Genomic DNA, 14,326 nt, shown 5'->3' with positions numbered 1-14,326 from the left:
ACAGGATCAGCCGGTCAACGCATTGCTGGCTGCCCAGCGCCGGTCGGCCAGCGCATCTGCTGCCTCCACCAGGCCGCGAATGCCATCATCGAGACGCGCGAGTGCCTCGCTGAGGGTCACACGCTGATTGGATGTGAGCCCGGCACGCTCGTCTACCGACACCGCCTGAAAGAAGGTACGGGCCCGGCGCGCGGAGGCAAGAACAGTCTCGACCGACGTAATATCCCGGACCAGCAGGCTTTCGGGCAGCGGCGTGCTGGTGCTGGCAACTACAAGCGCAGCTTGCGAGACATCATCTGCCAGATCACTGGCCAGAACAATATCACCGGCAAGATAGGACGGCAGGGCATCACCAGCCTGACGGATATAATCGCCAACTGCATCCCCTCGTTCGGGCGCGCCGCCTACAAGACGTCCCAGCAGCCCGCGCGCCGAACCGTCCGCTCCCAGAGTCCACCCGCCAGCCTCTTCCTGGCGCATGCGGAACGCGGCTACGGCGGTTCGCAGATCTTCCTGCGCGCTCACCGGCATTTCAGACTGGGGGCGGGAGGCGATGTCAACGGGCTGGCTTACGCAGGCTGTCAGCAGCACTGCAGCCGACAGCATCAGTGTCAGTCCACCTAATGTGTGCGTTACCGTCACAAGCGCCCCGGCCGATGGCTGTGCTGCGATACGATGGCGTATCGCTTCCGCAATTGAATAAAACCTCATAGTGTTCCGATACTCAAAGCGAAATCGCATGCTCGACTGTTTACAGGGCCGCCCATGGACACTTTACGCAGACGGGAAAGGATCGGCCTGTACCCCATGATAGAACCCTATCGGACCGGCATGATGGATGTCGGCGAAGGGCACACACTCTATTATGAAGAATGCGGCCGGGCCGACGGGGTTCCAATTATTGCGTTGCATGGCGGCCCGGGCGGCGGCGCGGCACCCTCAATGCGCCGTTTTTTTGACCCCCATGTCTATCGCATCATCATCTTTGACCAGCGTGGCTGCGGCCGGTCGAGACCCTTCTCCGACATCCGCGCGAACGACACGCACCGGCTGGTGGCCGACATGGAAACCATCCGGTCTGCGCTTGGTGTCGAGCGGTGGATTGTGTTTGGCGGTTCCTGGGGCGCTACCTTGTCGCTGGCCTATGCGCGCGCGTGCCCGGAGAGGGTGATGGGCCTCATCCTGCGCGGCGTTTTCGGATGCACGAAAGCCGAACTCGACTGGTTCTACCGCGACGGTGCCAACCGGATATTTCCCGACGCCTGGCAGGCGCTGACCGGCCGCCTGACCGCTGAAGAGCGCGCCGACGTGCTGCGCGCCTATCACGCCCGCCTGCAGACCGATGAGCTGGACGCGCGCCGCGAGGACGCACTGGCCTGGGCACAATGGGAAAACGCGCTGATCAGCCTTGTGCCCGAAAGCGATGCCCCTCCACCGGATGCCCGCCGGGCCGACGCGCTGGCGCGGATGGAAACCCACTATTTCATCAATAACGGCTTCCTTGAGCGCGATGGTGTACTGATCGACGACACGGCCCATCTAACGGGGATACCCGGCGTGATCGTGCAGGGCCGCTATGACATGGTCACGCCGGCTCGCGCCGCCTGGCAGTTACAAAGAAACTGGACGTCAGCCGAACTGTATATCATTCCCGACGCAGGCCATGCCGCGGGCGAGCCGGGCATTGTCGATGCGCTGGTGCGCGCGACCGACCGGCTTGGAGCGAAGCTGGGCTAGCCGGCCTCGCCGCATCCACGCGCGCTGAAAAACCCGCTGGACAGCAAAAAGCCCCGGAGCCGCGTGCGGTTCCGGGGCTTTTCAGGCGTTGTGTAAAGCTAGCCCTGCAGACCCGGCAGGCTGACGCCGAAGGCCGAAGCGATGCCGGCCGCAAGGATCAGGAACACGGCGATCGGCACCAGGAACCGGATCAGGAAGCGCCAGATGTTGAACACCAGGTTGGATGCGCCAGCCAGTTCGTGGCGCATCAGCGAACGGGCAACGACCCAGCCCGTGAAGACCGCAATCAGCAGCCCGCCAAGCGGCAGGAAGACACTGCCCGAAAGCGTGTCCAGCAGATCGAAGAATCCCCCGGAGAACGCCGCACCGCAGCCGACCAGCCAGATGATCACCCCAAAGAAGACCGCCGAACCCGTCCTGCCAAAGTCCGTATGCTCCTCGGCGAAAGCCACCACGACCTGCAATAGCGAGATTGACGAAGTCAGCGCGGCAATGAAGGCGAGCACGAAGAACGCCGTACCGACATACTGGCCCGCCGGCATCTGGGCGAAGGCACTTGGCAGCGTCTGGAAGAACAGGGCCGGGCCCGCAGCCGGGTCCAGCGCAAAGGCGAACACGAACGGGAAGATCGCCAGGCCTGCAACGATCGCAACCAAGGTGTCAGCGCCCGTGATGATGGTCGCTGAGCCGGCCAGATTGTCAGTGCGCGGCAGGTAAGAGCCGTAAGTGATCATGATCGCACTGCCGACACCGATGGAGAAAAAGGCCTGGCCCAGTGCGGCAAGGAAGGTCTGCGGGCCGATTTCGGAGAAGTCCGGCGTGAACAGATAGGCGAGCGCCGCGCTCATATCGGCGGTAAAGGCCGCGTAGATCACAAGCGCCAGCAGCATGGTGAAGAAGAGCGGCATGAGGATGGTCACGGCACGCTCAATGCCCTTGGTGACGCCCAGAGAGACGATGCCCACCGTGACGATCATGAAGGCCGTATGCCAGCCAATGACGGCGTTGGTATCGCCAATCAGTTCCTCGAACCGGCCTGCCACAACATCAGTCGACAGCCCCATGAACTGGCCTGTGGCCATCTGGAACACATAGGCGACGACCCAGCCTGCAACGACCGAATAGAAGCACAGGATGAATATGCCGCCCGCCATCGCGACCCAGCCGGCCACCGACCAGATGCCGGGGGCACCTGCGTTGAAGGCCATTTTCTGGACTGATCCGACCGCAGAGCGGCGCGCATGGCGCCCGACAGACAGTTCGGCCATGAGGATTGGCAGCGCGATGAACACCACACATACGAGGTAGATGACGATAAAGGCGGCGCCGCCATTTTCACCAGCCACATAAGGGAATCGCCAGAAATTGCCGAGACCCACCGAGGAGCCGATGGCCGCCATCAGGAAGCCGAACCGTGTTCCCCATGTGCTATGCGCGCCGCCGCCTATGGCCATGTACTTTCCCCCGCTATTCAAGCTTGTTTGTTATGGTGTGATTTGGCGGCGAGACTTCCCTACCGGGCCTGCAAGGTCAAGCTTGCTTAGCCGAAAAGACCTGCACCTTTCGGTGGCTCGGCCGCGCGATGTATGTGCGCACCCAGTATCAGGCCCAGCCCGATCAGCACGGTGAACATCACCGAACCGCCATAGGAAATCATGGGCAATGGTACGCCGACCACAGGCACCAGACCCATCACCATCGCCGCGTTGATGAACACGTAGAGGGCGAAGGTTGTCGTGACGCCCATCGTTACCAGACGCAGGAAAACCGAGCGGCATGCCATCGCTGTCATCAGGCAATGGCCAAGGATCAGTGCATAGAGCACCAACACGGCGATCCCGCCGACAAAGCCGAATTCTTCGCCCAGCATGGTGAAAATAAAGTCGGTCTGCTTTTCCGGCAGAAAGTTCAGATGGGACTGTGTGCCCTGCATATAGCCCTTGCCGGTGAGGCCGCCCGAACCCAGCGCGATCTTGGACTGCATGATGTGGTAACCGGCGCCAAGCGGGTCGTTTTCCGGGTTGAGGAAGGTCATCACCCGCGCACGCTGGTATTCTTCGAGGCCGTAGCGCAAAAACGCTACGCCGCCGACGACACCCGCCACCAATCCCGGCACGATGACTTTCCAGCTGAGCCCGGCCAGAAACACCATAACAGCGCCGGTAGCGCCGGTGAGCACCGCGGTTCCCAGATCAGGCTGTTTGGCAATGAGGCCGAAAGGAAGCGCAATCGCCAGTATGGGGACGATCATGCCGCCCGGCGTGGAAACCTTTTCCGGCGGCAGGTCGTGGTAATAGCGCGCCAGTGCCAGCACGAGCGCGATCTTCATGATTTCAGAGGGCTGCATGCGCAACGGGCCGATGTCTATCCAGCGCTGCGCACCCATCGCAGTGGCGCCGAAAAGCTCCACCATGATCAGCAGGAAAAGCGCGCCCAAATAGGCCGGATAGGCAAGGCTCATCCATATCCGGGGCGGCACCATCGCCACGACCAGCATCACAAGGAAGCCGGCGCCGAAACGCGTGGCATGACGGATCGCCCAAGGATCCCAGGCGCCGCCAGCCACCGAGTAGAGCATCAGGATACCGATGCACCCTGTAAGCACGATCAGGAGGACAAAGGCCCAGTTCAGCTCAAACAGCTTGGCCCGGAGATCGCGCGGCACTGGCTGGGTGAATACCGGCAAGGCTAGCCTCCCTGAGCCAGGTTGATCGGCTCATGCCGGGCAGCCACAACGCCCGAATGGCCCGCGGGATCGCGCAAGATCAGCTCACGCAATATGTCGCGACCGGGCTGGGCTGCGGACCGGGCCCCGCCCCCGCCATGCTCAACGACGACCGCGACCGCGTAGCGCGGCGCCTCCGCTGGAGCATAACAGATGAACAGTCCGTGATTGCGCAAACGCCAGGGCAGATCATCCTGATCGCGTACGCCGCGCGCGCGCTCCTCGGCCGTGATGGAGTAGACTTGGCTGGTTCCCGTCTTGCCTGCCATGCGGATGCCTTCAACGCCTAGCCCGCCAAGTGACCAGTATGACGTGCCCCCTGGCTCGTGTACCACACCGACATGGGCGTTATGCACCGCCTGGATGTGCGCATCGTCAAAGTCCAGCCTGGGGAAGTGTACCGGCCCGCCGCGCGGGTAGAGCGTCGGTTCGACTGCATGGCCCGTCGCCATACGTGCCGTCATTACAGCCAGTTGCAGCGGAGAGGCGAGCACTGCCCCCTGTCCGATACCGACATTGTAGGTGTCACCCATGGACCAGCCCTGCCCGGTGCGCGCACGCTTCCATTGCGGGCTGGGGAACAATCCGCCTGCCTGCGACAGCATCGGGATGCCCACCTCGAACAGCTGACCGAAGCCCAGCTCCAGCGCCGCTTCACGGATCCGCTCAATGCCGAGCCGGGCGGCAACTTCATAAAAATAGGTGTCACACGAGACCTTGATGGCGTCGTGCATGTTGACCGGACCATGCCCCTCCCGCCGCCAGCAATGGAAGCGCCGGTTGCCGAGCTGCACCGACCCGCGGCAGGTGACCCGTTCACCCGGGCGCATCACGCCGTGTCTGAGCGCGGCCAGAGAGATGACGCCCTTGATAGTGGACGCTGGCGCGTAAAGGCCGTTCGTTGCCTTGTTGAACAGTGGACGGAGGGGGTTTTCATTCAGGTCGCTGAACTCGCGCGAAGGGATGCCCAGCACAAACAGGTTGGGGTCAAACGACGGGGTTGAGGCCATCACGACGATCTCGCCGGTCTGGACATCCAGCCCCACAGCCGAGGCGCTCTGTGTGCCGAGCCGTTCGGTGGCGAAGCGCTGCACTTCAGAATCGATGGTAAGTGCTATATCACGGCCCGGCTCTGCCGGACGGGACTGATCGGGCAACTCGCGGATGACGCGGCCGAACGCGTTTACCTCGACCTTCAGGGAGCCGGCTGCCCCCCGCAACTCCACATCACGTGCTATCTCCACCCCGGTGCGTCCGACCCGGAAGGCGGGGTGACGAAGAAGCGGATCATCGCCAGCGATCTCCGGCGGCGCTGATTGAACGTATCCGGCGACGTGCGCGAAGGCAGCAGGCATCGGATAGGTCCGCACCTCGCCCACATCGGGCATTACGCCGGGCAATTCAGGCAGGTGCAGATTGACGCGGCTGAAGGTTTCCCAGTCCACGCCCTCGGCAATCGTTACCGGCTGGAACCGGGGCGTGCGCGCAAGATCACGCAGGACACGCTCGCGCCGCGCTTCGCTGATCGGCATGAAGCGCGACAGCCGGTCGAGGGCCAGTGCGGGATCGCCCGCCTGCTCGCGGATCAGATAGATGCGGTAGCTGTCGCGGTTTTCCGCAATCGTCTCGCCAAAGCGGTCCAGTATCCTGCCGCGTGTCGGCAACTGGATACGGAAGGAGAACTGGTTGTTGTCGGAGAGGACCCGGTACTGGTCTTCCTGGAGGATCTGCAACGTGTAGAGCTGGGCGCCTATACCGGCGAACGCGGCAACCCCGCCCGCACCCACCATGAAGGTGCGCCGATTGAACTGGGCCTGGGCTTCCTGCTTGTCGCGGCGCATGGTCGCTCTTTGTCAAACCCTCATGAGAATGTGGTGCGTTCGCGCTTTCGCGCAAACAGCCAGCAAAACGCCGGAAACACGATAAGCGTTATCACAGCTTCGGTGACAAGGCTTGTGGGGTCTGCAGGCTGGCCAATGGAAAGCGAGCCTGCAGCCCAGGCAACCAGCGTCGCGATACCCGCCATCACCGAAAAGCGCGCGACGAGCAGGATGAACTCACGCGCTGAGGGCTCAGTGGAGCGCAAGCGAGCGATCGCAAACGCCAGCAGATAGGCAAGAGCCCACATGCCAAGCGGGCCGCCGGTGAGAAGATCCTGAAACAGGCCGATGATGAAAATCAGCCAGGGCGGGACAAAGCGCGGGTGGCGGACAGACCAGACAAACAACGCAATCAGCGGGAAAAACGGCGCCGGAAACCCTTGCCCTTCGGGCAGCCGCAAGGGCGCAGCCACTGCAAGCAGGCTCAGGGTCAGCGTCAAGGCCATCGCGGTCAGGACCGGCCAGGTCGAGTTGCGTTCCAGCGATGCACGCATCTAGCGCCCCTCCCCGCTCTCAGAGCCACTTTCCGGCTCATCCTGTGACACGCCGATGACCGGCGCGGGCGTATCGTCCTGTGCCTGTTCGGGTGGGGGTGCGGGCAGCTGGAGACCGGGCGGTGCCTCATCAGCTGGTGCGCCAACGGGTGTGAACGGCCATATCCAGATCAGGTCTATCGGGGTGGCGCTGGAGTACAGCGCAACACGCCAGGCGCCGCGCCTGTCCAGCACGGCCTCACCAATGGGCAATCCGCGCGGCAGGATGTTGTCATCCCCGGAGGTGACGATTCGGTCGCCTTCCCGAAGGTCAGGCGCGCGGCCCAGATAGTCGAGGCGCGGAAAGTCGGTGTTGTCGCCCACCAGCATGGCGCGGGCATTGGATCTGTCGGCCATGACAGATACGCGGCTGTTCAGGTCCGTCAGCAGCAGTATGCGTGATGAGCGTGCACCTACATCAATCGTGCGGCCAACTACCCCGTAAATGTTCAGCGCCGGATAGCCGGGCGCGACGCCGTGATCTGTACCAACGCCGACAAGGCGCGTGCGGACGAACGGACCGCCTGTCTCGGTGACAGCCCAAGCGGTGATGCGCTGGCGTGGCATGGGCGGATCAAGGTTGAGCAATTCCTGCTGCCGGCGCATTTGCTCGGAGTAGTTCAGCGCCACGTCGCGCCAGGCCCGCAACTCGGACATTTCCTGACGCAGTTCGCGGATTTCGCCGGCCAGCTCTATCTGGCGGCGCCACCACGGGCCTACATTGTAGAGCCCCCTGAGAGGCTGGGCCGCTGCTTCCAGAATGGGCAGAGACAGATCATTGAAAGCCGCGCGGAATACCGTCACGGCCTCGACACGGTCCTCGGTACGGTCTGCGGCTATCAGAACAGCCGACAAGGCAATGAACATGAGGAGAAGGGTCCGCGAAAAGCGGACCGCGTCATCTGCTCCCTGCCGCGCTGAACGCCATTGCGCCACCGCCCGGCACCTCCTCTAGAGAATCAATCCCGCGCCGCCTATACGGCTTCTGACAGGATAGGCCGCCAAATCTTGAGATTTTCCACCGCCTTGCCGCAGCCCAGCACGACACAGGACAAAGGCTCGTCGGCAAGGCTTACCGGCAGACCCGTACGGTCACGCAATTCAGTATCCAGATTGCGCAGCAACGCGCCCCCCCCGGTCAGCACGATGCCTTTGTCCACAATATCAGCGGCCAGTTCCGGCGGTGTGGCTTCCAGCGCCTGCTTCACAGCCTCCACAATCTGCTCTACCGGCTCTGACAGAGCGTCAGCAATCATGGCTTCGGTGACGGCAATCTCGCGCGGCACGCCGTTCATCAGGTCGCGCCCCTTGATCTCCAGCGTCAGGCCTTCGCCTTTCGGGGGCGGGCTGGCCGAGCCGATTTCCTTCTTGATGCGCTCTGCCGACGTCTCACCAATCAGGAGGTTCGCGGACCGGCGGATATAGTTGATGATCGCCTCGTCCATCTTGTCGCCGCCGACACGCACCGAACGCGAATAGACGATGCCGGAAAGGGACATCACGGCCACTTCGGTGGTGCCACCGCCAATATCGACGATCATGGAGCCGGTCGGCTCATCAATCGGCAGGCCCGCGCCAACGGCAGCGGCCATCGGCTCATCGATCAGGTAAACCTTGCGCGCACCAGCGCCCAGAGCGCTCTCGTGGATCGCGCGGCGTTCGACCGCCGTTGCGCCCGACGGCACGCAGATCACAACCTGCGGCGAGACGAAGCTGCGCCGGTTGTGAACCTTGCGGATGAAGTGGGCGATCATTTCCTCGGCCACATCGAAGTCCGCGATCACGCCGTCACGCATTGGGCGGATGGCTTCGACGTTGCCGGGGGTCTTGCCCAGCATGAGCTTGGCTTCCGCGCCTACGGCCTGGACGTGTTTTCGGCCCTTCTCGATCTTGTAGGCAACCACGGAGGGCTCGTTGAGCACGACACCGCGGCCCTTCACATAGACCAGGGTATTGGCAGTGCCCAGATCGATGGCGATATCTGCGGAAAGAAGACCGAAAACGCTAGAAAACATCCTGAAAATACCTGCGAGCCGGTGGCTGTGGGCCGCCCGAACACTAAAGGCGGGGCACTATTTACCCTTGTGCGATGTGCCGTCGCGGATTGCAAGAGATGACGTGCCGTCGCTGGCGTCCGCAGGCACATCGGAAACACCTTCTGCCGCCTGCCCGGCCGGCGTCGAGCGCAGCCATTTGCGCGCCATCAGCATCGCCACAAGCCAGCCGAATGCCGTCAGTGCAAGGATCGCAACCACCCACAACCCGCTGCCCGACAGCAAGGCGATGACGCCGCTGCCAGCAAAAGTGACCAGCGCAATCTTGGGCAGGATGCCAAGGCCGGTTCCGCCCATGAAGGCGAGAAACGTCATCTGTGACACGCCAGCGGCCATATTGACGACGATGAACGGGGCCGACGGCACATTGCGGATGATCGCACTGGCCCAGAACCCGTTCTTGCCGACAAAAGCCGAAATGCGATTGACCGTTTCACCGCCATAGCGCCGCACCACATCGGCGCCCAGCACTCTGCCGGTCCAGAAATTGGCCGCCGCCGAAACCATGGTGCCAAGCCAGCAATAGACAAATCCGGTCGTCGGTCCGAACGCGAGCACAGCCGCGGCAAAGAGCGCAAACTGCGGCGCGCCTACATAGGAGAGCACGGTAAACGCCAATATGGTCAGCGGTAGCGCATACCAGCGCGAAGCAGCCTCTTCGAGCCAGCGCTGGACATCGCCCGGCTCGATATCGAACACAAAGCGCCCGACCAGGAAAATCGCCAGGACCAGCGCAAACAGGGCGATTGATACCGCGATGGCGCGCGCCGCACGCGCGTCCATTCCGGTCAGAAAGCTCATCAATCGGTTCATGAAACTCTCATAGCGCGTTCGCCGGCACCCGGCTATGCAAGGTGTACACCGCAAGGTGGGCTATTCCAGCCCCAACGCCTTGCGCAGATAGCGGCCCGTGTCTTCCAGCTCGTGCTGGCCCGCCTTGGCCCGGGCCGCATGCAGGCCTGCCCTGTTTTTCTCGAAATCAGCGACCCAGCGGCGGGCAAAATCACCCGAGGTGACGTCCGAAACAATGTCTTCAAAAACCGGCTTCACGGCCTCTGCAATGCGTGCTTCCACGCCATGTGCCCCGAATTCCGCCGTGTCGGAAATCGCCGCATACATGCCCGCAATGCCGCGCCTGTGGATCAACTCGGCGATGTATTTGAGTTCATGGACCGTATCGATATAGGCCATGAGCGGGCTGATGCCTGCGGCGACCAGCGTTTCGTACCCTTGGCGCGCCAGCGCGCACATGCCGCCAACCAGCACGGCCTGCTCACCCAGAATGTCGGCCAGCGCCTCCTCGCGGAAGCTGGTGGGGAAAATGCCAGCCCGCCCGCAGCCAAGCCCTCTGAGATAGCCTTTGGCTATGGCTTCTGCCTGCCCCGACGCGTCGTGATGAACGGCCCAGAAACCCGTCAGCCCCCCGCCACGCTCAAAGCTCTCGCGCACAGCGCCCCCCGGCCCCTTGGCAGCGGCGAGAATGACGTCGCAATCGGCGGGCGGAACGATCAGGTCATAATCGATAGAAAAACCGTGGCAGAAGATGAGCCCCTGCCCGGCCTTGCGGTTGGGAGCGATATGATCAGCCCATATGGCCCCATGCGCCTCATCGGCAGCGAGGATCGAAATATAGTCCGCGCTCGCGGCGGCCTCATCAAGGCTGACCACCTCAAACCCGTCGCCTTGCGCCTTTGCCCGCGACGGCGAGCCATCACGCAGCGCCACCAGCACGTCCTTCACACCGCTATCACGCAGGTTCAGCGCGTGAGACCGGCCATGATTGCCATAACCGATAATGGCCAGCGTGCAGGCTTGCAGGGGCGCAAGATCAACATCGCGGTCGTATATCGCTTCAGGCAGGGTCATGGCGTATCCGTCTCTTCAAGGGCGATCCGCAAGCGTGCGAAGTTCTCTTCATGTGTGGGGGCATCAAGGCGCGTCCAGTCGGCATGCTGGTTGGTGAACCAGGTGAACTGACGCTTGGCATAGCGCCGGGAGTCGGTCTTGGCCCGCTCCACAGCTTCTTCGAGGTGAAGTTCGCCGTCGAGGTGTGCCAGCAGCGGCCGGATACCCACAGCCTTCAGCGCAGGAAGCTGACGGTCCAGCCCGCGCGCATGCAGGGCCCGCGCCTCTTCCAGCGCGCCTGCTGCCATCATCGCATCAAAGCGCTGTTCAATGCGGGCGTACAAGGCTTCGCGGTCAGGCCGCAGGGCAAAGCCCGCCCAGCTGCCCGGCGCAATCAGCGGACGGGTATCGGCGTGCAGCACGCTTAAAGGTTTTCCCGTTGTGCGCACCAGCTCGATCAGGCGAACAAGACGCTGCCGGTCACCGGGCTTGATCCGCCCCGCGCCTTCAGCATCCAGACGCTCCGCCTCCGCGCGCAGTGCCGCGTATCCCGATTGCTCCAGTGCGCCCACGTCGGCGCGCACCCCGGCCGGAATGTCCGGCGCCGGAGCAATGCCATCTATCAGCGCCTTGAAGTACAGCCCTGTGCCGCCGACGAAAACGGCAGGCACACCTCGTTCCTGCAAAGGTTCTGAAATCGCCAGCGCCGCTCTCGCCCACCGGCCCGCCGACCAGCGCTGCGATGGGTCTGCAACGGCGAACAGATGGTGCGGCACCCCGGCACGCTCGGCCTCGTCAGGCTGAGCGGACAATATGTCCAGCCCCCGGTAAAGCTGCATGGAGTCGGTGTTGATTACCTCGCCGCCGATATGGCGCGCCAGCGCAACCGCAAGAGCCGTCTTGCCAGACGCAGTCGGGCCGCCAATCAGGATAAAGGGCGGCATGACCACCTCCTGCAAAGCCTTATGGTCTAAGGCTTTGCAGGATGAACTGGCCTTGGCGGTTCAAGCTGAAAAGCACCGGACGGCCGCTCTCGCCCGCGGCGGCGCGGGCAATCTGGCGGGCCTCGTCAACCGTGCTGACCTGCGTCCAGGCAATCTCCTCCACAACGTCGCCGACGCGTACCTTGCCCGCCGCGTCCGACCCCGGTTCGACGGCTGTAACGACTAGCCCTCTGGCGTCCGGGTGCAGGCGGTGCGTGCGGCGCAGCGCATCGGTAACAGGCGCGAGCGTCAGGCCGAACACGGTGCGCGACGACGGCGTTGCGCCCGGCGTGTCTGAATCTGCGCCCACAGGGCGCGCCGGGGCAGCGTCGGGTTCGTCAAGCCGCTGCACCTCCACTTCCAGGGTCAAAGGCTCGCCCCGCCGCAGGACATCGACACTGACACGCGACCCGATAGCCGTGTCGGCGACCATGCGAGGCAGACGCCGGTCATCGGGCACCACCTCGCCATTGAACGCCAGAATGAGGTCACCGCGCTCAATTCCCGCGGCATAGGCGGGTCCGTCCGGATCGACCCGGCTGACAATGGCGCCGCGCGGGCTGGCCAGCCCCAGCGCTTCAGCGGTGTCGGCGGTGACGGCCTGTACATTGACGCCCAGCCAGCCACGGCGGGTTTCGCCGAACTCGGCCAGCTGGCGCACGATAGGCGCTGCAATGTTGGACGGGATGGAAAAGCTGATACCAACACTGGCGCCGGTCGGCGAGAAAATGGCGGTGTTCACGCCTACGACCTGACCGTTCATGTTGAAGAGCGGCCCACCGGAATTGCCCCGGTTGATGGCGACGTCGGTCTGCAGATAGTCGTCATAGCGTCCGCCGATCTCGCGCCCTCGCGCCGAAATCACACCTGCTGTCAGTGAACCGCCAAGGCCGAACGGGTTGCCGATCGCAATAACCCAGTCGCCGACCCGCGCGGCATCAGAGTCGCCAAAGCGCACGAAGGGGAAATTCTCGCCCCCGCCCCGAATGCGCAGTACCGCCAGGTCGGTCGCCGGGTCCACGCCGACAATATCGGCCGGCAGCGTGCGCCCATCGGTAAAGACGACCTCGACCTCGTCAGCTTCCTCGATGACATGGTTATTCGTCACCACCAGCCCGCGCGCGTCGATGATGAATCCCGAGCCCAGCGAATTGGCCACGCGCGGATTGTCACCGAGAAGATCATTGAAGCGCTCGAGCGGAGAGCCCGGCGGGAAAGTCGGCAGATTGGCCTGCGAGCGCATGCGCTGGGCCGCCGATATGTTGACCACCGCTGGCGAGAGCTGGTCTGCCAGATCACCGAACCCCTCACGGGGCTGGGCCAGCGCCTGAGGGACGGCAAGCAGGAATGCGGCGGCTATGACAGCCAGAACGGCACGCATGGGCGACTCCGGTAGCAAGGCAGGTTTGATCAAGCTTAACGCGTTGTTTGCCTGCCAACACCCCCCATTGCAGGTGGCGTTCAGCCCACGGACCGCCCGAACCAGACCAGAATTACGCCCGCAGCAACCGCGCCAACGCCCGCCAGCCTTAGCGTGGCTGGCGGGATGTCGGCCAGCATCCCGGCCAGATAGCGCGCGTATGACTGGGCCAGCGCGTAGAGAAGGCCCTCAACCACGAGCACCAGGCCGATGGCGAGAACGATCCAGCCGAGCATGGCCCCGATACTCATACCCCTAGTTCGGCGACCCGGCCTGATTCTGGAAGTAGCGGAAGAACTCCGAATCCGGGCTCACGATGATCGGCGTATTGTCCCGCAGGGCGAGATCATAGGCCAGCATCGAGCGATAGAAGGCAAAGAAGTCCGGGTCCTGACCATAGGCTTCAGCGAAGATCGCCGTGCGGCGGCCATCGCCTTCACCGCGGATACGTTCCGCTTCGGCGCGGGCGTTAGCGAGGATTACCACGGCTTCGCGGTCCGCTTCGGCGCGGATCTGGCGGGCCCGCTCTTCACCTTGCGAGCGGATCAGCTGGGCTTCCTGCTGACGCTCTGACCGCATCCGTTCAAACACCCGGTCCGCAATCTGCTGGGGCAGATCGGCTCGCAGGATACGCACATCAATGACCTGAATGCCCAGATCCTGGGTGGCGACCTGCGCCTCGGCGGCGAGACGGATACGGTTCATCACCTGCGCCCGCTGGCCGGAAATGACCTCGCTGGAGGGGATGGATGCGATCACACCGCGCAAGGAGTCGTCCATGATGGCCGACAGGCGCTGCTGCAGGCCGCGCTCATCGCGGACGGTCTGATAGACGCGCAGCGGATTGACGATCCGATAGCGCAGGAAAGCATCCACGACGAGACGTTCCTGGTCAGCGGCGAGAATTTCGGCCGGGGCCAGGTTGAACTCGACATTACGCTTGTCGAAATGCAGCACATCATCGACGAACGGGATCTTGAAGTGGAGACCCGGCTCCTCGTCGCCCGGCTCGTTGATAACCGCGACCGGATTACCAAGCCGGAGAACGAGGGCGGATTCGCGTTCTGACACGGTGTAAGTGGCCGACAGAGCCACGATCACCGCGATGACAAGCAAAACGCCCAGGCTGATCAATACGATACGAGGCAT

14 protein-coding genes are annotated in these 14,326 nt (G+C 63.3%); 1 reads left to right on the top strand and 13 read right to left on the bottom strand.

Annotated features, from left to right (window positions below):
- Positions 1 to 6: 6 nt before the first annotated feature.
- Positions 7 to 711 carry a hypothetical protein gene (locus ACTIGC_RS11265; protein ID WP_439634495.1) on the bottom strand — a complete coding sequence of 235 codons (705 nt, stop codon included), beginning with the start codon at positions 709 to 711 and terminating at the stop codon, positions 7 to 9.
- Positions 712 to 807: 96 nt separating this feature from the next.
- On the opposite strand from ACTIGC_RS11265, the gene pip reads away from it, so the two are divergent.
- Positions 808 to 1,737, top strand: coding sequence for a prolyl aminopeptidase (gene pip, locus ACTIGC_RS11260; RefSeq protein WP_439634494.1), 930 nt, complete (start codon positions 808 to 810; stop codon positions 1,735 to 1,737).
- A gap of 98 nt (positions 1,738 to 1,835) precedes the next feature.
- Here the strand turns inward: pip and ACTIGC_RS11255 are convergent, their stop codons facing one another.
- The 12 genes from ACTIGC_RS11255 to hflC form a co-directional block, all read right to left on the bottom strand.
- A complete protein-coding gene (locus ACTIGC_RS11255) occupies positions 1,836 to 3,191 on the bottom strand; it encodes a sodium-dependent transporter (protein WP_439634493.1) in 1,356 nt (451 codons plus the stop codon).
- Between the two features lie 86 nt (positions 3,192 to 3,277).
- The gene (gene rodA, locus ACTIGC_RS11250) at positions 3,278 to 4,423 is read right to left on the bottom strand and encodes a rod shape-determining protein RodA (RefSeq protein ID WP_439634492.1); all 1,146 of its coding nucleotides are present in this window, start codon (positions 4,421 to 4,423) and stop codon (positions 3,278 to 3,280) included.
- Positions 4,424 to 4,425: 2 nt separating this feature from the next.
- Complete coding sequence (gene mrdA, locus ACTIGC_RS11245; protein WP_439634491.1) at positions 4,426 to 6,303, bottom strand: penicillin-binding protein 2; 1,878 nt, start codon at positions 6,301 to 6,303, stop codon at positions 4,426 to 4,428.
- Between the two features lie 20 nt (positions 6,304 to 6,323).
- Positions 6,324 to 6,836 (bottom strand): rod shape-determining protein MreD, encoded by a 513-nt coding sequence (mreD, locus tag ACTIGC_RS11240; protein ID WP_439634490.1) that lies wholly within the window; start codon positions 6,834 to 6,836, stop codon positions 6,324 to 6,326.
- On the bottom strand, positions 6,837 to 7,742 hold the full coding sequence (gene mreC / locus ACTIGC_RS11235) for a rod shape-determining protein MreC (RefSeq protein ID WP_439634489.1): 906 nt from the start codon (positions 7,740 to 7,742) through the stop codon (positions 6,837 to 6,839).
- 107 nt (positions 7,743 to 7,849) lie between these two features.
- Positions 7,850 to 8,890 carry a rod shape-determining protein gene (locus ACTIGC_RS11230; RefSeq protein WP_127566449.1) on the bottom strand — a complete coding sequence of 347 codons (1,041 nt, stop codon included), beginning with the start codon at positions 8,888 to 8,890 and terminating at the stop codon, positions 7,850 to 7,852.
- 57 nt (positions 8,891 to 8,947) lie between these two features.
- Positions 8,948 to 9,742, bottom strand: a complete 795-nt coding sequence (locus tag ACTIGC_RS11225; RefSeq protein ID WP_439634488.1) for a TVP38/TMEM64 family protein — start codon at positions 9,740 to 9,742, stop codon at positions 8,948 to 8,950.
- A gap of 60 nt (positions 9,743 to 9,802) precedes the next feature.
- The gene (ilvC, locus tag ACTIGC_RS11220) at positions 9,803 to 10,795 is read right to left on the bottom strand and encodes a ketol-acid reductoisomerase (RefSeq protein ID WP_439634487.1); all 993 of its coding nucleotides are present in this window, start codon (positions 10,793 to 10,795) and stop codon (positions 9,803 to 9,805) included.
- Positions 10,792 to 11,718, bottom strand: a complete 927-nt coding sequence (miaA, locus tag ACTIGC_RS11215) for a tRNA (adenosine(37)-N6)-dimethylallyltransferase MiaA (RefSeq protein ID WP_439634486.1) — start codon at positions 11,716 to 11,718, stop codon at positions 10,792 to 10,794. Before miaA ends, ilvC begins: the two co-directional genes overlap by 4 nt.
- Positions 11,719 to 11,737: 19 nt before the next feature.
- The gene (locus ACTIGC_RS11210; protein WP_439634485.1) at positions 11,738 to 13,138 is read right to left on the bottom strand and encodes a Do family serine endopeptidase; all 1,401 of its coding nucleotides are present in this window, start codon (positions 13,136 to 13,138) and stop codon (positions 11,738 to 11,740) included.
- A gap of 80 nt (positions 13,139 to 13,218) precedes the next feature.
- Positions 13,219 to 13,428 carry a DUF2065 family protein gene (locus tag ACTIGC_RS11205; protein WP_439634484.1) on the bottom strand — a complete coding sequence of 70 codons (210 nt, stop codon included), beginning with the start codon at positions 13,426 to 13,428 and terminating at the stop codon, positions 13,219 to 13,221.
- 4 nt (positions 13,429 to 13,432) lie between these two features.
- Positions 13,433 to 14,326, bottom strand: coding sequence for a protease modulator HflC (hflC, locus tag ACTIGC_RS11200; RefSeq protein WP_439634483.1), 894 nt, complete (start codon positions 14,324 to 14,326; stop codon positions 13,433 to 13,435).

It is taken from the genome of Glycocaulis sp. (assembly GCF_051859565.1).
Lineage (GTDB): Bacteria > Pseudomonadota > Alphaproteobacteria > Caulobacterales > Maricaulaceae > Glycocaulis.
The sequence above is the reverse complement of the archived record's forward strand: the minus strand, read 5'-3'. Positions and strand labels throughout refer to the sequence as shown.

What these genes read in the sequence shown, in the direction of transcription:
- ACTIGC_RS11225 (WP_439634488.1), bottom strand. Translation starts at nt 9,742, where the DNA reads ATGAACCGATTGATGAGCTTTCTGACCGGAATGGACGCGCGTGCGGCG.
- ACTIGC_RS11265 (WP_439634495.1), bottom strand. Translation starts at nt 711, where the DNA reads ATGAGGTTTTATTCAATTGCGGAAGCGATACGCCATCGTATCGCAGCA.
- ACTIGC_RS11255 (WP_439634493.1), bottom strand. Translation starts at nt 3,191, where the DNA reads ATGGCCATAGGCGGCGGCGCGCATAGCACATGGGGAACACGGTTCGGC.
- pip (WP_439634494.1), top strand. Translation starts at nt 808, where the DNA reads ATGATAGAACCCTATCGGACCGGCATGATGGATGTCGGCGAAGGGCAC.
- ilvC (WP_439634487.1), bottom strand. Translation starts at nt 10,795, where the DNA reads ATGACCCTGCCTGAAGCGATATACGACCGCGATGTTGATCTTGCGCCC.
- hflC (WP_439634483.1), bottom strand. Translation starts at nt 14,326, where the DNA reads ATGCCTCGTATCGTATTGATCAGCCTGGGCGTTTTGCTTGTCATCGCG.
- ACTIGC_RS11205 (WP_439634484.1), bottom strand. Translation starts at nt 13,428, where the DNA reads ATGAGTATCGGGGCCATGCTCGGCTGGATCGTTCTCGCCATCGGCCTG.
- ACTIGC_RS11230 (WP_127566449.1), bottom strand. Translation starts at nt 8,890, where the DNA reads ATGTTTTCTAGCGTTTTCGGTCTTCTTTCCGCAGATATCGCCATCGAT.
- mrdA (WP_439634491.1), bottom strand. Translation starts at nt 6,303, where the DNA reads ATGCGCCGCGACAAGCAGGAAGCCCAGGCCCAGTTCAATCGGCGCACC.
- ACTIGC_RS11210 (WP_439634485.1), bottom strand. Translation starts at nt 13,138, where the DNA reads ATGCGTGCCGTTCTGGCTGTCATAGCCGCCGCATTCCTGCTTGCCGTC.
- mreD (WP_439634490.1), bottom strand. Translation starts at nt 6,836, where the DNA reads ATGCGTGCATCGCTGGAACGCAACTCGACCTGGCCGGTCCTGACCGCG.
- mreC (WP_439634489.1), bottom strand. Translation starts at nt 7,742, where the DNA reads ATGTTCATTGCCTTGTCGGCTGTTCTGATAGCCGCAGACCGTACCGAG.
- miaA (WP_439634486.1), bottom strand. Translation starts at nt 11,718, where the DNA reads ATGCCGCCCTTTATCCTGATTGGCGGCCCGACTGCGTCTGGCAAGACG.